Below are 19,023 nucleotides of genomic sequence, written 5' to 3'. Positions count from 1 at the left end.
AGGAACGCACGCAGGTCGGAGGCGTTCGAGTAGACGGGGCATCAGTCGGAGAACACCGAGATGAAGTTCACAGGTGCCGTTATCCTCGCTGCCCTTGCGCTGCCCGCAGCAGCCTGGGCGCAGTCCAGCAAGCCTGACGTATCGTCCGCGCCGAGCGCGCAGAATTCAGGGGCCGGCATTGCCGGACAGCCCGGCAACAAGAACGGTCCGGCCGCCAAGCCCGGTGAAACCGTCGGATCGAGTTCGACGAACTCCACCGGCAACCCCGCCGTGCAATCGCAGGACCCGTCGAATATTCAGGGCGCACCGGGCAATAAGAGCGGGCCGCCCGCCAAACGACCGGATCAGCGCTGATAAAGCGCGCGCAATCCTGCCGCCAACGACATCGAACGATCTGCGCCTGACACCACCGGCGCAGATCGTCTCGATAGGAACGAACCTTGAAGCCGCCCGTTCGCAAAACATCTTCTTCTCCTGTCCTTCGAACCCGAAAGTCCCCCCATGTATCACCACGTCAAGAAGCTGATGTTCACCGTTCGGGTGGACGAGCCGGATCCCCGCTTTGGCAACATGCTGCTTGAGCAGTTCGGCGGCGCCAATGGCGAACTTGCCGCCGCCATGCAGTACTCGATACAGGGGTTGAACTGCGAAGATCCCGATCGCAAGGACCTGCTGATGGACATCGGCACCGAGGAGCTCAGCCATCTGGAGGTGGTCGGCACGCTGGCGCGGATGCATCTCAAGCCGTCGAAGTTCGATCGCCAGGCGGCCGAAGCCGATCCCCTGATCGCGATCGCGGGCGGCGGTGGGGTCAATCTCTTCAACTCCCAGGGAAATGCCTGGACCGCCGACTATCTGAAGATCACCGGCGAGCTCGATGTCGATCTGCGCAGCAACATCGCCGCCGAGGCGCGGGCCAAGATCGTCTACGAGCGGCTGATCAATTTCTGCGATGACGCCGGCAGCAAGGACGCGCTGCAGTTCCTCATGACCCGCGAGATCACGCACATGAAGGCGTTCGCGCTGGCACTCGAGAGCATGGGCAAGCCGGCGTTCAGCATCGGCCGCCTCGCGCCGACGCCCGGCCTCGTCGACCAGTTCTTCAACGATTCCACCGGCGCCGGCGACCATGGCGAGATCGACACGCGCGGACCGTGGAACGAGGGCGGCGACTGGGTCTTCACGGACTCGCCGGCGATCCAGGCGGGCGAACCGGGTCCGGCCACCGCCATCGTAACGGAGAGCTCGCCGCCGGCGGACGAAGCTGGTCTCGGTGATCTGCTTATCAACGAGCTGCGCGATATCCTGCATGCCGAGAAGCAGTTGACCAAGGCGCTTCCCAAGATGGCGGAGGCTGCCCGCTTCGACCAGTTGCGCGAGCTGTTCGAGCACCACCTCGCGGAGACCGAAGCGCAGGTCGAGCGCATCAACGAGTGCTTCGAAATGCTCGGCAAATCCGCCCGCGCCAAGCCCTGCAAGGGGATGATGGGCCTCGTCGAGGAGGGCCAGGAGATCATGGCCGAAGGCGAGGACAAGGAGGACGCGGCGGCCGACCTCGCCCTGATCGGCGCGGCACAACGCGTCGAGCATTACGAGATCGCGGGCTATAGCACGGCGCGCAACCTCGCCCAGCAACTTCGGCACAGTGCCATCGTCAGCCTGCTGTCGAAATCGCTCGCCGAGGAGGAGAACGCCGACCAGCTCCTCAACCAGGTTGCCCGCTCGCTGATGTCGGTGGCGAAAATGCCGGCGACGGTCGAGCAGACCGAATAATCCCTAGGCGTCGAGGAGTTCGAGGAATTCCTCGACGCGGCTGAACGGGTCCTGGTCGCGGCGACCGGAATAGACGACGCGGTCGCCGTCGCGCTGGAGCGATCCCGCTTTCGACTTCGCCCTGGATTTCGGCAGCCTCCCCGGCAGGAACGTCGCGGCGACGGCCTCGGGCCCGACATCGAGCCTGACGATGCCGCGCCGCTTGCAATCGATCCGGAGTCCGGCGGATGCGAAGAAGTCGCGAGCCTCCGGCGGCAGTCTGCCGAAACGGCGCGAGATCTCCTCCTCCAGATCTTCCAGATCGTCGTCGCTGCGGCACCGGGCTGCGCGGCCATAGATCTCGAGCCGGACCGCTTCCGATTGCACGTAGCCTTCAGGCAGCATGTCGGCCAGCGGCATATTGAGATCGGGGACCCACAGATCGGCGCCGGTGTCGCTGCCGCGCTCGGAGGCGAGCTTCAGAAGGTGACTGTAGAGCACGGGTCCGAACACCTGGACGTGCCCGGACTGCTGTTCCGAGAACAGATCGCCGGCGCCCCTGAGGTCGAGGTCGCGCTCGCTGATCGCAAAGCCGGCACCCGGCTTGCTGAACTCCTCCAGCACCGCCAGACGCTTCTCGGACTGTTGCGAAGTCGATTCCGTTAGCAGATGGGCAAACGCGCGCGTGCCGCCGCGTCCCACCCGCCCCCTGAGCTGATGCAGTTGTGCCAGGCCGAACTTTTCGGGCCAGCACACCACGATGGTGTTGGCGCGCGGTATGTCGAGGCCGCTTTCCACGATATTGGTCGCCAGCAGCACATCCGCTTCGCCGTCGACGAAACTCATCATCCGGTCGTCGATCTCCTCGACGGGCAATCTGCCGTGCAGACAGACGATGCGCAGCTCCGGCGCCACCGATTGCACCCGCGCCAGCACCGGCTCCAGATCCTGGATGCGCGGACAGATCAGGAAGCTCTGTCCGTTCCGCCTGCGCTCGCGCAGCAGCGCCGCGGCAATGGCGGCTTCCGAAAGCGGCGCGATCCTGGTCACGATGGGAAGGCGATGAACCGGCGGCGAGGCGATCACGCTGAGATCCCTGAAGCCGGCAAGACCCGCAGCGAGCGTGCGCGGGATCGGCGTGGCGCTCATCCAGAGCGAATGAGCACCCTTTGCCAGTCCTGAAAGCTTCGTCTTCTCCGCCGCGCCGAAATGCTGCTCTTCGTCGATGATGACGAGGCCAAGATCGGCGAACTTCACGTCCTTTGCCGCGAGAGCCTGCGTGCCGACCACGACTTTCAGCCTGCCACGCCGCAGCCCTTCCTTCGTCTCCCGCGTCTCCGGGCCTGAACTGGCCCGCGACAGGCTTCCCACCTCGATCCCGAGCGGGCCGAACCGTTTGCGGAAGGTTTCGACATGCTGCCGTGCCAGCACGGTCGTCGGCGCCGCAATCGCCACCTGCTTGCCCGACAGCGCCACCGCGGCCGCTGCGCGCAGCGCCACCTCGGTCTTGCCGAATCCGACGTCGCCGCAGATCACCCTGTCCATGGGATGGCCCGACGCCAGATCGTCGAGGACGTCCTGAATCGCCTTGGCCTGATCGACCGTCGTGAAATAGGGGAAACGCGCGACGAATTTTTCGTAGTTCGCCCCCGGCGGCACCAGCTTGGGTGCACGGCGGCGGCGGCGCTGGCTGATGTGTTTGGCGAGCGCCTTGGCGGCGACCTGAATTTCCGCCTCCGCCTCGGTGCGCCGCGCCCACCAGCTGCTGCCGTCCGCCTTGTCCAGCGTCAGCTTGCCGGGCTCGCCGGCATACGGCCAGATCACGGCAAGATCGGACGGCGGCACCAGCACGGCATTGTCGCCCGCAAAGGCGAGCCGGACCATCTCGCGCCGCGATCCCCGTCCCATGTCGAGGGTCTGCAAGCCGTCGAGCACGGCGAGCCCGCGTTGCAGATGGACGATGGCGGCGCCCTTCTCGGGCACGTCAGGATGATCGAACGCCGGATTCCACGAGCGCGCCATCGGCTGCGGATGATGAGCCCGGCTGCCGAGCACGTCGGACGCGGTCACGACGACAAGCGGCTTGCGGCCCGTGCCAATGAACCCCGCGTCGAAATCGGCCAGCAGCGCGGCTTCGCGGCTCCGTCCCTTCGACACCTCGCTCCAATCGGCATGGCGCTCCGCCTTGATGCCGCTCATGCGCTCCATCGCGCGAAGGTCATCCTCGACCGCCGCGACGAACAGCAGCCGCGATCCACCGCGCTGCATGTCGGCGACGAAAGCGCGAAGTGCCTTGCGCGGCGCGGCGAGCTTCGAGAACTCCGGCGTCGAGATGAAGGCGGCCTTGCGCGGCAGCACGCTGAAGCTCTTCTTCAGCCGCTTCCAGTCCGCCTGCCCCAGATATTCGCGCTCCGCGTCCCTGCGGCCGGCGGCCTCCTCGATCGTGCCGAGCCAGCTATCGGCATGGGCCGACACCCCGGCATCCACGATCCATCGCGCGCGACCGCAATAATCCGGCAGCGTCGCCCGCTGTCCGCGCGTAGCTCCCAGCGCGATCCGTTCGGACATGGGGTCGATGGTCAATTCCTTGGTCTCGTAGACGACCTCGTGCTCGACCGGATCGACGGCGACGATCTTGCGGATCGTCTCGCCGGAATGCTCGATCCTGAAGGGCGCAAGCGCGCCGGCGGGAAATACTTCGAACGTCTTGCCGTGGAACAGGACGCCGCCAGGATACTCCGCCTCTTCGTCGAGATCGTAGCCGAGCGCTTCCAGCCGGCTCTCCAGCTCGGGCCCCGAATAGGGCGCGCCCACCTTCAGCGTGAGGCTCGACCGCGACCAGCTCGCCGGCAGCGGCAGCCGTTCCATGATGGCTTCCGCGGTGGACACCAGGAAGACCGGCTTCTTGGCCTTGGCGAGGCGCCGCAGCACCGCGCTGCGCCGGCCCGCGATCTCGCGGGACGGCTCGAGGCCGTCGAAGGGCAGCGTGTTCAGGCGCGGAAACACCAGCACTTCGACCAAGGGATCGAGCGCGTGGATCACGCCGCCTAGCCGCTCCGCCCTGCTCTCGTCGTCGCAGAGGAAGACGAGGCCGTCGCGGCCGGATTTTTCCCATTGCTCGAGCAGATGCAGCGCCAGCATACCGAGCGGCGATGAGGAGGCGACCGCGGAACGCGAGGCGCTCTTGCTTTTTGAGCCGCTACTTTTTGAGCCGATATTCTTTAAGCCGCTACTTTTTAAGCCTTGGCTCTTCGAGCCTTTGCTTTTTGAGCTCTGGCTCTTTGAGCTCCGGCTTTTTGTCTTTATCGCGCCGGTCGTGGCCCGGGCTTTCCTGGTGGGCGCCAATTTGTATCCAATGTTGTTTCGCAAATGGAGGCGAGCGTCGACGAGCCCTCCGTCGAGCTCCGTCCGCATCTCGGGCCTGAGCGCCCAATGACGTCATTACAATTTTGCAATTGCGTTGAAAAGCGGAGAGACAGGGCGAAGGCAAGCGGCCTGCGGGCAGAAAGCTATTGCAGGACCTTCGGCAGCACCACGACCACGTCGACGCTCTGCGCCAGGATCTGCGTCGCGACCACGGCAAGGTGATGCGAGAACTCGTCCTCGATCTCGGCCGCACAGTCTTCGTTGCGCGCAACGGCGAACAGCAGATTGCCGTCCATTTCGTCGAACCGGATGCCGGCGAAGAGGCGATCGAACGTTTCGGCGCCCGCGACGAACGCGATGCGCGCCTGGATGGCCTGGTCTTCGACGAGTGACAGCTTCCTCATCTGCGCAACATATGGCCGCAGTTCCCGAATGCAAGAGCCGGAGGGCGCTGGCGCGGCGTGCATTGCGAACTATATTGGTGGCATCGTCCCGCCTGACCGCCGTTTGCCCTTGAGGAAAGTCTTGATTCTCTTCCTGCTGCTGATGTTCGTGCCGATCGGCGTGTCGGCCGGCCGCTATTATTTACGCGGAGACGGCCGCGGCAATTGGCAGACGGCGGATCGCTCCAGCGCCGGCCTTCTGCCGTCCGCATCCGCCGATCCGGACGCGCTGATCCGCGTGTTCGCCGCGCGCACCGCGCGCTGGCGTAGCATTTTCGCCGTCCACACCTGGATCGTCGTCAAGGAGAAAGGTGCCGCCACCTACAGCCGGTACGACTACACGGCCTGGGGCGACCCGATTCGCAGCAACGGCTTTGCGCCCGACGGCCGCTGGTTCGGCGCCCTGCCGGAAACGGTGGTCGCGGTCGACGGCGCGCGGGCCGAAGCGCTGATTCCGAAGATCCGCGACGTCATCGAGAATTACAAGTTCCGCACCTATGGCGACTACAGCGCCTGGCCGGGACCGAATTCCAACACCTTCGTGCAGGCGGCGCTGGACGCCGTTCCCGAGCTGCGCGCCGTGCTGCCGCCGACCGCGATCGGCAAGGACTTTCCCTACAGCGGACGCTGGGCCGGCGTCACGGCGTCCGGCACCGGCCTCTACGCCTCGCTCTCGGGCTATCTCGGCATGACCATCGGTTGGGTCGAAGGGGTCGAGATCAATTTCCTCGGCGCGGTGCTCGGCCTCGACGTCCGCCGCCCGGCGGTGAAGCTTCCCGGCATCGGGCGCGTGGGGATCGCCGCCGGCGCGTAAGGGAATGACGGAGCAAGAGGCAGCTCTGCAATGTGTGCTTCAAGTCACAGTGAAATCGATTGCCTTCGCCTATAATGATCTTGCATGGCCGCAAACAAGGTAACGGCGGTACGCACAAGGCTGAGGAGACAATCAACAGCTACGGACTTCCGAAGCCGCCAGGGTGAAGAACTCGGCGGCTTTTTCTCTGTCCAGGGGAATGCGGACAAAGTCAGCGACTTGCTAGAAGGCTCTGTTCCGTAGCAGAACGGCACCCGTGGCGGTCACAGCGTATCCGGCGTCCGCATGGTGTTCGACTTGTCTTCGTTGCGTAGCTCTTGCTCGGCTGCGTGCCAAAATTCTTGCTCGCGGCCCTCCGGCTTGCCTGCTCGCTCCCACAGTCGGTGCGCGCGGTCTCTGATGTCTTGCTCGGTCGGCTCAGGCATTGCATCTCCTGCGATGAAGCACGGCCCCACCCTGGGGGGTATGGGGGGCTTGGAGGCGGGGCCGTGCAGACCAGCAATTGGCGGCAATGCTGGCCCGCGGATTCAAGCCTCGATGGTGCGCAAGAGTTCCTAGCTGTCGTAGCGAACGAGCAGCTTTCAGTTACCTTTCTTCTTCCTGGCCGAAAACGCCCGCGGCATGCATCGCCGCGCACCATCCGAATACCATCGCAGGTCCGATCATCGTGCCCGGACCCGGATAAGTGCCTCGAAAGATCGAGGATGCATCCGTACCGACGGCGTAGAGTCCGGGTATGACCGCCCCATCGCCAGACAAAACCCGGGCGGTTGAATCCGTGCACAAGCCGGCACTGCTGGCGAGATCCGTCGGCCATACCGCGACGGCATAGAATGGCCCGGGACCGATCTGCCGCAGGCACGGATTTGGCTTGGCTGAGGGATCACCATTGAACCGGTTCAACTCGCTTGAACCGCGGCCGAAATCCTGGTCCACCCCGCTGTCGGCATAGCGATTGTATCGCGCAACGGTTTGAGCAAGCGCGCCGCTATCGACGCCGATTTCTTCGGCCAATGCCTCGATTGTCTCGCCCGCCACCAAATATCTGGCCCTCAGAAACTTGTCCAAATCCTTCGTCCCGGGATGAACGAGACCAATGCCGTAGGCCCCGATAAAGGCGCGATCGCAAATCAGGAAAGCCGGCGTCGCCAACGAGGAAGACGCGTTCGATCGCAACATCGCTTCCACGAAGTCGTGATAAGAGTCGGCTTCATTCACGAAACGGCGGCCGGACTTGTTCACGGCAAGCAGTCCCGGCTTGGCACGATCGAGCATGATGTGCGGGAACACCGAAACGTGGCCGTCCGCTTGCGTCATGACCGAGCTTGGCATCCACAGAGCGGGGCTGTCGAGATCGCGCTCGATGACTGCGTCGACGCGTTCGGCCGCGAGCATGCCGTCCCCGGTATTGGACGAAGGCGTGAGTGAAAATCGGCGCGCGCCCTCCGGAAAAAACCTTTCGCGAAGTTCGCGGCTCCAGCCGATGCCCCCCGTTGCCAACACAACGCCTTTGCGGGCACGTATCGCCAATGCGCCGGCCGGTGATGACAAGACCGCCCCAACGACTGCGTCGCCATCGCGGATGAGTTCGCTGAGCTCAGTCTCGTATCGCAGATGGACGCCGGAACGACGGAGGCCGTCAAACAGCCTCGCGACGAGCGCGTTACCCATGATCAGACGCGTTCCGCGCCTGTAGCGAAGCCGATCGAGCAAGTGCCGGCCGACAAGACCAACGACATGCCTGAAGTTCGTCCAGTTCCGGAGCGGCGCCAACAGCGCCGGGATGTCCGCCTTTCCCACCATCATGCCGCCGAGGACCATGAACTCTCGCCGCGGAGGTCTGACGCGATCGAAGTCTTTGCCAAGCTTGCGGCCGTCGAACGCAACGGCGCCGAGCGCACGACCGCCGATCGCTGCACCGGGAAGATTCTTGTAGTCGGGGTGTACCAGCGGCGCCGCAAACACGACGCTCGTCTTCTGCTCGAGATAGTCGAGCATGACGGGACCCGCCTGGAGAAATGCCTCCACGCGCGCGTCCGCGGCGTGCACGCCGAGCAATGCTTCGAGATAGACTCGTGCCGCCTCGATCGAGTCTGGCGTTCCTGCAAGCCGTCCCTGCCGATTGCCCGGAATCCAGACTGTGCCGGCGGAAGTCGCGGTCGTGCCGCCAACCGTATCCGACTTCTCGCAAAGGACCACGTCGAGCCCTTCAAGGGCCGCCACCAGCGATGTCGTCATGCCGGCGGCACCCGCTCCGACGACCAGGAGATCGGTCTCGACATCCCAGGAGCAATCGGCTTGCGACATCCCGCACACCCCTTCCCGTCCCGAAATTCTCAACGCTGGCTGCGCGCCCGCTCCATGATGGCTCTGCCCGCCGCCAACGCCCGGCGCGCGCGCGACGCGGCATCGACGCTCTTTGCCAGTTGAACGGTCGGAACCTCGATGCTGATGGTCAGGTCATTCGGCATCGCGCTTGCCAGCCCCATCAGGTCTATTCCGCCCTCGCCCGGAAACATCCGCTCCTCGCGAGCCGCATGGATGAGCTGCTCCGTGGTCGCCGGGCGTTCGGCCGGGCCGTCGCATAGTTGCCAGTAGTGAAGGCGTTGCGCCGGGATGGCGCGGAGGTCCGCAAGCGAACTCTGCGACCGATCGAAATGCAGCGCATCGACCAGAATGCCGGCACCGGGACGATCGATGCCGCCGACGATGCGCATGGCGGTCTTCAGGTCCGGAACGCTCGTCCAGGGCATGAATTCGAGATCGGAAGTCAGGCCATAGTTCGCTGCCGCATCACAAAATTGCTGGTAGCGATCCGAAAACCGCGCCAGATCCGGATCGTAGGCTGCGACGAGGATGTGTTTGGCGGCGAGGCGCGCGCCCACCTCGAAGAAGGGCGTGAACGACGCGACGTCCGTTTCCGGTCTGAACGCAACGACCTCGAGATCGGCGACAGTCACCCCCGTCAGCTCCAACCGCCGAAGCGTCTCCCGCAGGAGCGGCGCATCGTCCATCAGGCGATAGGCAACACCGCCAGGCGTGGCGGGCAATAGCCTGAGCCCGACTTTTTCGTAGCCGCAGTGCGCCGCCAATTCGATCATCTCGGGCGGCGCAAGCTCGAGCACCGTCAGCGCGGCGAGCGAGAACGCTGCCATCAGCCGAAATCCGCGATACGGGCGTCGAGCGCAAACATGCTTTGATAAACTTCCGGCTCGCTCGCCCCGGTCACGACGTCGGGGGCAATGTCCGCCACTTTCCGCAAGGCAGCCTGCAAAGACGCGACGTCGAGTGCCTCGATCAGCAAAAGCCCCGCAAAAAAGCCCTCGTTCTTCCGCATGCCCTTTTCGGCAGTCGGCACCGATGTCCGCGCCTTGTCGGTCGCGCCGATCTGCACGGCGGCAACCCCGTCACACCCAATCAGCGCCTGAGCCAGACTTTGGGGATCTTTCGGCATCGTCTCGATCCGGAGCGCCGCGATCGACGCGCCCTCGCCCCGCCCTTCCCGTGCGACCATGACACCCCCGCCTCGCATGAAATGGCCGAGCTTCGGCATGATGCGCTGTGACCACGGCGTCGGTGCGTTGAGACGCGCCAGATAGGCCTCGCCGTCGAGCACCTCCGGTGTTTCCAGCTCATACAGAATGAAGAAGCGGTTGATGTCGTCCCTTGCCGCGCGGAACACACGCGATGCCAGGAAGCCCTTCGTCGTCACTCGCTCGGTCGTGTGCTCACGCGTCAGCCAGTGCCGATAATCGATCAGATCGTGAGCCTCGATGTCGCTCCAGATGGCAAGAAATCCCCTTCCGCGCATCCCGCCCTCCTTGCCTACGCTTTGCCGCCGGCCGCAAGCCCGTGCAGAGCCGGCGCGATGGTCTGAGGCAAGTGCCCAAGCCGTTGGACGGCAGCCAGAATCGCGGCAAGATAGCCGTAAGGACCCAGGCCGCAAATGACCGCCGTGCAGGCACTCGAGGTGATCGAGTGGCGGTGCAGCTCGTCCCGCGCGTGAATGTTCGAGATGTGCACCTCGATCTTCACGCCCTCGAAAATCTTCAGCGCATCGATCAGCGCGATCGAGGTGAACGAATAGGCCGCGGGATTCATGATGATTGCGTCCGCGTCGCCATGGGCGGACTGGATCAGGCTGACGAGCTCGCCCTCCATGTTCGATTGATAGAACGACATCGAAACTCCGAGCTGATCGGCCAGCGCCTGGCAGCTCGCCTCGATCTCCCTAAGCGTCGTCGCGCCATAAATGTGCGGCTCGCGGATGCCGAGGAAATTGAGATTGGGTCCGTTGAGGATCATGATTTTAGCGGCCATTTTTGTCCCTCTTGTCCTTTGTAGAAGCTAAGCGACTAGCCGCCAAACCATTTTGCCGGGATCGTCACCAATCCCGGGAATAGCACCATCGCGAACAGGACGATCAGTTGCGCGATCATGAAAGGCCAGACGCCCTTGATGATATCCTCCATGCTGATCTTGGAGACGCCACAGACGACGTTAAGCACGATGCCGACCGGTGGCGTGATCAGGCCTATGGAATTGTTGATGATGAAGAGCACGCCGAAATAGACGGGGTCGATATGCGCCGCCTTGATGACCGGCATCAGGATCGGCGTGAGGATGAGGATCGTCGGCGTCATGTCGAGCGCCGTTCCCACGACCACCACGATCACCATGATCGCCAGCATCAGGAGCGTGTTGTTCCCCATGAAGGGCTTCAGGAGATCGACAACCTGAGCGGAGATTTCGGACACCGTGATGAGCCAGGACGACACCAGCGCTGCGGCGACGAGGAACATGACGACGCTCGTCGTCACGGCAGACGACACCAGGACCGCGTAGACCTCCGACCATTTCAGCTCGCGATAGATGCAGGTCGCAATGAACAGCGAATAGACGGCGACGACGACGCCGGCCTCGGTCGGCGTGAAGATGCCGAAGCGCAAGCCCACGATGATGATCCCGGGCAGCATGAGCGCCCAGAACCCGTCGGTGACGGCGTGCAGGATTTCGCGCAGCGAGGCCCTCGGCGGCGGCGACAGGTTCTCCTTGCGCACCACCCAGTACCAGGCGAGGCAGAGGCCCAATCCAAGCAGGAGGCCGGGAACGATGCCGGCGAGAAACAGCTTGGAGATCGATACGTTGGCGGCGACGCCGAAGATGACGAAACCGATGCTGGGCGGAATGACGGGGCCGATGACGCCACCGGCGGCCACGAGACCAGCCGCGTAGGACTTCTTGTGTCCCGCGGCCACCATCATCGGCACCAGCAGCGCCGCGAGCGCGGCAGCATCGGCCGCTGCGGATCCCGACAGAGACGACAGGATACAGGCCGCCATGATCGTTACGTAGCCCAGACCGCCCCGGAAATGCCCGACCGCAACAAGGGCGACATTGACGATGCGCTTGGCCAGCCCTCCCTTGTTCATGATCTCGCCGGCGAGCATGAAGAAGGGAATGGCCATCAGCGGAAAGCTGTCCGCGCCGTTGATGACGTTCTGCGCCACGATCTGCGCGTCGAACATGTCGATCGTGCTCATCAGGGCGACGCCGCAGATGAGGAGCGCAAAGGCGATCGGCATGCCCAGCGCCATGGCGCCGAGCAGCGAGAACGTAAAGACGGCGATCGTCATGGCGTGATCCAGGTGACGCGAAGGAAATGAACAGGCGTGATGGCGGTGGAGGACATCATTGCTCCTCCGATTCCCTGACAGCCACCATGTCTTCCTCGCTCGCCTGCCCGCTGATCACCCGGTACAGGTCGTAGAGAAGGATAATTGCGGCTGACACGCCAAAGACCACGCCGACCGCATAGAATATCCCGATGGAAAGACCGGTGGCCGGCGCACGGTCGTCGATGTTGATGATGGTCTGGCGCCAGCTTCCCGAAAGCAGCAGCCAGTCGGCAAACAGCATCAGGCAATAGTTGATGACGAAGCAGATGCGCTTGCCGGAGGCCGGCAGCATCCGGACGAGGGTGTCGACGCCGAGATGGGCGTGCTCGCGAAGCGCGACGATTGCGCCGAGAAAGGTCAACCAGACCAGCAGCCAGCGCGACAACTCTTCGGAAATCGCGATTCCGGAGTTGAAGCCGTAACGCAGGACGACATTGCCGAAGACCAGGACCACCATGACCGCGAGACAGGCGGCAATGACGGCTTTCAGGAACGTGCAATAGAGGTCGAGAACTCGCGCCATGCGTGACGTCCGGGCAAATGAGGGTGTGAGCCGGCCACTGGCCGGCTCCGCCGCCTGCGTGATCAAAGAAGTCGACTACTTCACGTCCTTGCGGATGCGCTCGACCTCTTCGTTGAAGAGCTTCACCGTCTCGGGACGAAGATTGGCTGAAATCTTGTCCGCGACCGGTTGCGCTGCCTTCCGCATGCGCTCCGTTTCTTCGGGGGCGATCGCGTTGTACTGCATACCCTTGGCCTGCAGCTCAGCCAGAGCCTTTTCGGTCTGAAGGCGCGTCTGCTCCTTCTGGTAGCCGCGGCTTTCTTCATAGGCTTCGCGCATCAGCCCCTGCTCGGTCGGGGACAGCTTGTCCCAGAAGACCTTGCTCACCAGAATGATGTTCAGGGTGAAGGTATGATTTGTCGCGGAAACGTACTTCTGCACTTCGTAGAATTTGTTCGAGAGAATGACCGTGTAGGGATTCTCCTGGCCGTCGACGGTGCGGGTCTCCAGCGCCGAATACAGCTCACCGAAGGCCATCGGGACCGGATTGGCCTTAAAGGCACTGAAACTTTCGAGATAGACCGGGTTCGGAATCACACGAAGCTTGAGGCCGCTGAAGTCCTCAAGCTTGGTGATCGGGCGGGTGCTATTCGTGACGTTGCGGAAGCCCAGGCCCCAATATCCGAGGCCAATCAGCCCCTTCGACGGCAGCGTATCGATCATCGCCTTGCCGAATTTTCCGGTCGCGAGAGCATCGGCCTGCTCGGTCGTGTTGAACAGGAACGGGAAATCGATAAGACCGAATTCCGGAATGACGGTGGCGAGCGACGTCGTCGAGGCCGACAGCATCTCCTGGGTGCCGCCGCGCAGCGCGGATTGCTGCTGCAACTCGTTGCCGAGCTGTGAAGCCGCGAACTCGCGGACCTTCATCTTGCCCCCGCTCTTTGCCAGCAGGATCTCGGCGAACTTCTGCACACCAAAGCTGACCGGGTGATCGGTGTTGTTCAGGTGGCCCCACCTGATCGTCCGCTCCTGAATGTCCTGAGCTGATGCGCCGACCGTCAGCGCCACGCAGATCGCCGTCGCAGACAGCGCCCGTACCAACAAACTCATTCTTACCTCCCTGTTCGGGGCACGACGGCGGCGTTAGGCCATTATTTTCTGCACCCTCAGGTCAATCAAAAAACATAACTATTTTTCACAGTCAAATGATAAAACGTATTTCATCTGATATTTTTGATTACATACGACGTTAGGTGTCTGCTATATTGCTGGTAACATTGATAGTTCGGCCGCCCATCACAGGGCGTTGCGCGCGCGTTTGCGGGATCGGAGAGCATGACGTCACTTGAGGGGAGGCCCTTGTCGGCGGGCGACAGCGGTTATCAGCGGATTCGATCCGACATCATTTTCGGCGTGCTGACGCCCTCCGGGCGGCTCAAGCTCGACGCCATGAAGGAAGATTACGGCGTCAGCATCTCCACGCTGCGCGAGATCCTCAACCGGCTCACGTCCGAGGGCTTCGTGGTCGCGGAAGGTCAGCGCGGTTTCGAGGTGGCGCCGATATCCATCCAGAACCTGCGTGAGCTCGCCGGTCTCCGTATCCTGCTGGAACATCATGCGATGGCCGAGTCGTTCCGGGCCGGCGACGTGGAGTGGGAAGGCCGGGTGGTGTCAGCGCATCACAAGCTGGCGGCGACCGAACGCACCGTCCTCAGCGAAGGCGACGATCCTGAGCTGCGCAAACGCTACGACGGCGAATTCCACCAGGCGCTCATTTCGAGTTGCGGTTCGCGCGAGCTGATGCAGACCCACGCGGTCGTGTTCGACAAATATTTCCGCTATGCGCTGCGCTACCGCGGCGCCGAGACGATCAATCAGCACAAGGCGCTGTTGGAATGCGCCCTCAAGCGCGACATCAAAAGTGCCAGGGCCGTGCTCACCGAGCACATCAACGGCTGCGTCGCGCATGCCCTCGCCTCCTGGAACGAGGGTTGATCGCCCGCGGCCTGGCGCCGGAGCGTCAGGCATAATTGTCGAGCAGCGAGAAACACATGCGTTGCGGCGTTCCCTTCTCCACGGCCAGACTCGACCGCCTGCTCGACGATGCCGGCATCGACGTGCTGATCGTCACCTCCAAGCACAACATCCAATACCTTCTTGGCGGCTACTATCACTTCCAGTTCGACTATATGGAGGCGATCGGCATCAGCCGGTACCTGCCCATTTTCGTCTATGTGAAGGGCGCGCTGGAGAAGTCGGCCTATATCGCCAACCGGAACGAGCGCGACAGCGTCCAGAACCGGACGAGCGACGGCTACTGGATGCCGGCGATCGTGTTCGGATCGTCGACCACGGTCGAGGCGATGGCACTCGCCGTCAAGCAGCTGAAGTCCGTCGCGCCATCTGCGCTCCGTGTCGGAATCGAGGGCTCATTTCTGCCGGCCGATGCGGCGGACGTGCTGCGCAGGGAGTTCGGCCATTGCCAGTTCGTCGAGGCGATGCGCCCGCTTGAGAAGCTGCGCGCCGTCAAGACGGCGGCCGAGCTGGACGTCCTCCGCGAAGCCTCCGAGCGGGTCGTCGCCTCCATGATGACTACGGTCAACCAGACCCGCCCCGGGCAGAGCAAGCGCGAGATGATCGATCATTTGCGGCAGGCCGAGCTGTCCCGGGACATGATTTTCGAATATGCGCTGGTGACATTGGGAACGAGCCTCAACCGGGCTCCATCCGAACAGCGTCTCGAACCGGGCGACGTCGTCTCACTGGATTCGGGCGGCAACTACCGCGGCTACATCGGCGACCTCTGCCGGATGGCCGTACACGGGACTCCCGACGGCGAGCTTCTCGATCTACTCGGCGAGATCGACCTGATCCAGCAGGCAGCCCGAATGCCGATCCGCGCCGGCCTCTCCGGCAGCGGCATTTACACCGCGGCCAACGAAGCGCTCGCGCGGTCCGCTTACAGCAAGCAAATGCATTTCGTCGCCCATGGAATGGGGATCGTCAGCCACGAAGCGCCGCGTCTGACGTCGAGCGGCCCTATCCCTTATCCCGCCGACGACGCCAACGAACCGCTTGAAGCCGGCATGGTCATCTCGATTGAAACCACGCTGCCCCACGCGCGCGGCTTCATCAAGCTGGAGGATACGATCGTTGTCACCACGGACGGATACGAGGCTTTCGGAGACAGCGCTCGTGGCTGGAATCGGATATCGGGATGACCGCCGACCTGATCCCCGCGCATCGGGTCGAGACCGCTGTGGCCGCGGCCGACATTCTCGGCGAGACGCCGTTGTGGTGCGACCGTTCCCGCAAGCTGTGGTGGGTCGACATCGACCGGCAGTTGCATCAATCCTTCGATCCGGCAACCGGCGCTCATCAGGTCTTTCCGTACGCGTGCAGCTTCCTCGGCAGTCAGGCTCTGACGGCAGATGGCTCCCACCTGCTCGCGCAGGATCTGCGCCTTCATCGCCGCTCGTCCGGCGACGGTCCTCCAAGTCAGCTCTCAAGTCCGCTCTGTGAGGTCGAAAGCGGTCCCGACAACCGCCTCAATGACGGACGCGTCGACGCGCGGGGCCGGCTATGGATCGGCACCATGGACAACCAGCTGCATCGACCGACCGGGTCGCTGTATCGTGTGGATGCGGACGGCCGGACAGCGCACATGTTCGGCGATGTCATCGTGACGAATGGCATTGCGTTCTCACCCGACAATCGCACGCTCTATTTCACGGATACGAGGCGATACCGCACCTGGCAGTTCGACTTCGATCTCGATGACGGCGCGATCCGCAACAGACGACTGTTCGCGGACTACAGCGCCTCCGGGGAGAGGCCTGACGGCGCGTGCATCGACGTTGCCGGCGGGCTGTGGACCGCATTCTTCTCCGGCGGCCGGGTGATACGCTACCGACCGGACGGCCGGATCGACACCGTTATTCCGGTGCCGGCGACCAATCCGACCTGCCTGTGCTTCGGCGGACCTGATCTGAAGACATTGTTCGTTACGACGGCGAGGAAGTTTCTGGATCGCGAGCAATTGAGCCTTGAACCCCAAGCGGGTCATGTTCTTGCCATTCATGGCATCGCACAGGGACTTCCAGAGCACCGCTTCGCCAATTCATTCTGAACTCTTGCCAGCGGGCCATTGATGGCAAGTATTCCTTGCCTCCTAACAACCGCTATTCCTCTTCGGCCATTCGCGCCGCTCCCGGCGTGCCTTCACGCGACCTTCAGGGCTGCCTTGCTGTCGGCATCGAGGAATCCTGTAAGTCGGTCCCTGATCAGTCGCTCGGCGTCCGCCATGATGCGATCGATCAGCTCCTTCACGGTCGGAATGTCGCGAATGAGTCCAACGACCATGCCGCAGCTCCAGGCGCCCGCGTCCATATCGCCGTCGATCATCACCTTGGGATAAACGCCCCCCACCTGGTCGTGGATATCGTCGATCTTGAGGCCCTTGCCCTTCGCGCGCTCGATCTCGAGCAACTGCTCGACACCCTTGTTGTTCAAGACTCGCTCCGTATTCCGGAGCGCACGCATGACCAGCCGGGTGTCCAGCTCTGATGCCTTGACCAACGCATTCTTGACGTTCTCATGCACCGGCGCTTCCTTGGTGGCGATAAAGCGCGTGCCCATGTTCACGCCGGCGGCGCCCATTGCGAGTGCCGCAACCAGGCTGCGCGCGTCGGCCATGCCGCCCGAGGCAACGAAGGGTATTTTCAGCTCTTCGGCCGCACGCGGCAACAGGATCATATTGGGCATGTCGTCTTCGCCGGGATGGCCGCCACATTCGAAACCGTCGACGCTGACCGCATCGCAACCGATCTGCTCGGCCTTGAGCGAGTGCCGCACAGACGTACATTTGTGGATCACCTTGATGCCGCCTGCCTTCAGGGCGGGCATGTACTGTTCGGGGCTGCGCCCAGCAGTTTCGACGATCTTGACGCCGCCCTCCCTGATGGCAGCGATGTATTCCGGATAAGGTGGCGCGGTGAAGGTCGGCAGAAAGGTCAGGTTCACGCCGAACGGCTTGTCCGTCATGTCGCGGCAGCGCGCGATCTCCTTGGCCAAAAGTTCCGGCGTCCGTTGCGTCAAGCCGGTGATGACCCCGAGCCCGCCGGCATTCGACACCGCGGCCGCAAGTTCGGCGAACCCCACATAGTGCATTCCACCCTGAATGATCGGATGTTCGACGCCGAACATTTCGGTGATTGCTGTCTTCACAAATGCCTCCAGTATGTTGATGGACGTCCGGTTCTGCCGAGTTTCTAATGAATGATTTCGAGCAGCCCTGCTGCGCCCATGCCACCCCCCACGCACATGGTGACGACAGCGTATTTGGCCTTGCGCCGGCGGCCCTCGATCAGGGCGTGGCCGGTCAGCCGCGCCCCGGTCATGCCGTAGGGATGGCCGACCGCGATCGAGCCGCCATTGACGTTGAGCTTGTCAGGATCGATCCCGAGCTTGTCGCGACAATGGATCACCTGCACCGCGAATGCCTCGTTCAGTTCCCAGAGATCGATGTCGTCGACCTTAAGTCCGTGTCGCTTGAGCAGTCTGGGCACGGCATAGACCGGACCAACGCCCATCTCGTCCGGTTCACAGCCGGCCGAGACAAAGCCGCGGAAGATACCGAGCGGCTTCAGCCCCTTCTCCGCCGCCAGCTTGTCGCTCATGATGACAGCGGCACTGGCACCATCGGAAAGCTGACTGGCATTGCCGCCGGTGACCGTGAAGCCCGGCCCCTTGGCCGGCTTGACGCCTGCGAGAGCTTCGGCGGTCGTATCGGGACGCGGTCCCTCGTCCGCCGACAGCGTCACCTGCTGATAGGACACAGCGCCACTCGCCTTGTCCGTGACCGCCATGGTCGTCTTGATCGGTGCGAGTTCGTCTGTGAACCGGCCGGCCTGCTGCGCAGCTGCTGTCCGGCGCTGACTCTCCAGGCTGTACTCATCCTGGCGTTCACGCGAGATATTGTAGCGTTTCGCCACGACCTCGGCAGTGTCCAGCATCGCGATGTAGGCGTCTCCCTTCATCGCGAGCAGCTCCGGATCGACGGCATGAAAGCTGTTGTACTGGTTGTTCTGGACCAGGCTGATGGATTCGCCACCGCCGCCGATGGCGACCTCAACGCCGTCGAAAATGACCGAACGCGCAGCCAGCGCAATCGCCTGAAGCCCGGACGCACACTGGCGATCGATCGTCGTTCCGGCCACGCTCACCGGAAGTCCGGCACGCAGCAGCGCCTTGCGCGCGATGTTGGTCCCCGTAGTGCCCTGTTGCATGGCGCAGCCCATCACGACATCCTCGACCTCCGCGCCCTCGACCTTCGCGCGCGACAGTGCCGAGGAGATGGCATGCCCGAGCAGCGTCGCGCCTTCGGTGTGATTGAGCGCGCCCTTGTAAGCCTTGCCAATGGGAGTACGCGCGGTCGAGACGATCACGGCTTCGATCATTTTTACC

Annotated in this window: 18 protein-coding genes; 6 read left to right on the top strand and 12 right to left on the bottom strand. The window is 63.2% G+C overall.

Annotated elements, in window-relative coordinates:
• Positions 1-60 precede the first annotated feature (60 nt).
• Both ABIB00_RS20940 and ABIB00_RS20935 read left to right on the top strand, forming a co-directional pair.
• On the top strand, positions 61-354 hold the full coding sequence (locus tag ABIB00_RS20940) for a hypothetical protein (RefSeq protein WP_354105687.1): 294 nt from the start codon (positions 61-63) through the stop codon (positions 352-354).
• Positions 355-501: 147 nt separating this feature from the next.
• Positions 502-1,773: a DUF892 family protein gene (locus ABIB00_RS20935; protein WP_354105686.1), complete on the top strand. Its 1,272-nt coding sequence runs from the start codon at positions 502-504 to the stop codon at positions 1,771-1,773.
• 3 nt (positions 1,774-1,776) lie between these two features.
• On the opposite strand, the gene ABIB00_RS20930 is transcribed toward ABIB00_RS20935, so the two are convergent.
• Both ABIB00_RS20930 and ABIB00_RS20925 read right to left on the bottom strand, forming a co-directional pair.
• On the bottom strand, positions 1,777-4,893 hold the full coding sequence (locus ABIB00_RS20930; protein ID WP_354105685.1) for a DEAD/DEAH box helicase: 3,117 nt from the start codon (positions 4,891-4,893) through the stop codon (positions 1,777-1,779).
• A 368-nt stretch (positions 4,894-5,261) separates the two neighbouring features.
• Entirely contained in the window at positions 5,262-5,522 is a 261-nt protein-coding gene (locus ABIB00_RS20925) for a hypothetical protein (RefSeq protein ID WP_354105684.1), read from the bottom strand.
• Between the two features lie 121 nt (positions 5,523-5,643).
• Here ABIB00_RS20925 and ABIB00_RS20920 point away from each other — a divergent pair, with 121 nt between their 5' ends.
• A complete protein-coding gene (locus ABIB00_RS20920) occupies positions 5,644-6,375 on the top strand; it encodes a DUF3750 domain-containing protein (protein ID WP_247348442.1) in 732 nt (243 codons plus the stop codon).
• Between the two features lie 263 nt (positions 6,376-6,638).
• On the opposite strand, the gene ABIB00_RS20915 is transcribed toward ABIB00_RS20920, so the two are convergent.
• The 8 genes from ABIB00_RS20915 to ABIB00_RS20880 form a co-directional block, all read right to left on the bottom strand.
• Positions 6,639-6,800, bottom strand: coding sequence for a DUF2934 domain-containing protein (locus ABIB00_RS20915; RefSeq protein WP_247348444.1), 162 nt, complete (start codon positions 6,798-6,800; stop codon positions 6,639-6,641).
• Between the two features lie 160 nt (positions 6,801-6,960).
• Positions 6,961-8,682, bottom strand: coding sequence for an FAD-dependent oxidoreductase (locus tag ABIB00_RS20910; RefSeq protein WP_354105683.1), 1,722 nt, complete (start codon positions 8,680-8,682; stop codon positions 6,961-6,963).
• A gap of 29 nt (positions 8,683-8,711) precedes the next feature.
• Entirely contained in the window at positions 8,712-9,530 is an 819-nt protein-coding gene (locus ABIB00_RS20905; RefSeq protein ID WP_249804180.1) for a sugar phosphate isomerase/epimerase family protein, read from the bottom strand.
• Entirely contained in the window at positions 9,530-10,186 is a 657-nt protein-coding gene (locus tag ABIB00_RS20900) for a hypothetical protein (RefSeq protein ID WP_354105682.1), read from the bottom strand. The genes ABIB00_RS20905 and ABIB00_RS20900 overlap by 1 nt, the downstream gene beginning before the upstream one ends.
• Before the next feature lie 14 nt (positions 10,187-10,200).
• Entirely contained in the window at positions 10,201-10,695 is a 495-nt protein-coding gene (locus tag ABIB00_RS20895) for a type II 3-dehydroquinate dehydratase (RefSeq protein WP_354105681.1), read from the bottom strand.
• Positions 10,696-10,730: 35 nt separating this feature from the next.
• Complete coding sequence (locus ABIB00_RS20890) at positions 10,731-12,011, bottom strand: TRAP transporter large permease (protein WP_247444752.1); 1,281 nt, start codon at positions 12,009-12,011, stop codon at positions 10,731-10,733.
• 55 nt (positions 12,012-12,066) lie between these two features.
• Positions 12,067-12,576: a TRAP transporter small permease gene (locus tag ABIB00_RS20885; protein WP_354105680.1), complete on the bottom strand. Its 510-nt coding sequence runs from the start codon at positions 12,574-12,576 to the stop codon at positions 12,067-12,069.
• Between the two features lie 75 nt (positions 12,577-12,651).
• On the bottom strand, positions 12,652-13,668 hold the full coding sequence (locus tag ABIB00_RS20880; RefSeq protein ID WP_354105679.1) for a TRAP transporter substrate-binding protein: 1,017 nt from the start codon (positions 13,666-13,668) through the stop codon (positions 12,652-12,654).
• A 225-nt stretch (positions 13,669-13,893) separates the two neighbouring features.
• On the opposite strand from ABIB00_RS20880, the gene ABIB00_RS20875 reads away from it, so the two are divergent.
• The 3 genes from ABIB00_RS20875 to ABIB00_RS20865 are packed head-to-tail and all read left to right on the top strand — an operon-like array spanning position 13,894 to position 16,687.
• A complete protein-coding gene (locus tag ABIB00_RS20875; protein ID WP_247348462.1) occupies positions 13,894-14,553 on the top strand; it encodes a GntR family transcriptional regulator in 660 nt (219 codons plus the stop codon).
• Between the two features lie 56 nt (positions 14,554-14,609).
• Complete coding sequence (locus ABIB00_RS20870) at positions 14,610-15,779, top strand: M24 family metallopeptidase (RefSeq protein WP_354105678.1); 1,170 nt, start codon at positions 14,610-14,612, stop codon at positions 15,777-15,779.
• A complete protein-coding gene (locus ABIB00_RS20865) occupies positions 15,776-16,687 on the top strand; it encodes an SMP-30/gluconolactonase/LRE family protein (RefSeq protein ID WP_354105677.1) in 912 nt (303 codons plus the stop codon). Before ABIB00_RS20870 ends, ABIB00_RS20865 begins: the two co-directional genes overlap by 4 nt.
• 92 nt (positions 16,688-16,779) lie before the next feature.
• On the opposite strand, the gene ABIB00_RS20860 is transcribed toward ABIB00_RS20865, so the two are convergent.
• Positions 16,780-17,784: an NAD(P)H-dependent flavin oxidoreductase gene (locus ABIB00_RS20860; protein ID WP_354105676.1), complete on the bottom strand. Its 1,005-nt coding sequence runs from the start codon at positions 17,782-17,784 to the stop codon at positions 16,780-16,782.
• Between the two features lie 44 nt (positions 17,785-17,828).
• On the bottom strand, positions 17,829-19,016 hold the full coding sequence (locus tag ABIB00_RS20855; RefSeq protein WP_354105675.1) for an acetyl-CoA C-acyltransferase: 1,188 nt from the start codon (positions 19,014-19,016) through the stop codon (positions 17,829-17,831).
• Between the last annotated feature and the right edge of the window lie 7 nt (positions 19,017-19,023).

Source organism: Bradyrhizobium sp. LB14.3 (assembly GCF_040547985.1).
Lineage (GTDB): Bacteria > Pseudomonadota > Alphaproteobacteria > Rhizobiales > Xanthobacteraceae > Bradyrhizobium.
The sequence above is the reverse complement of the archived record's forward strand: the minus strand, read 5'-3'. Positions and strand labels throughout refer to the sequence as shown.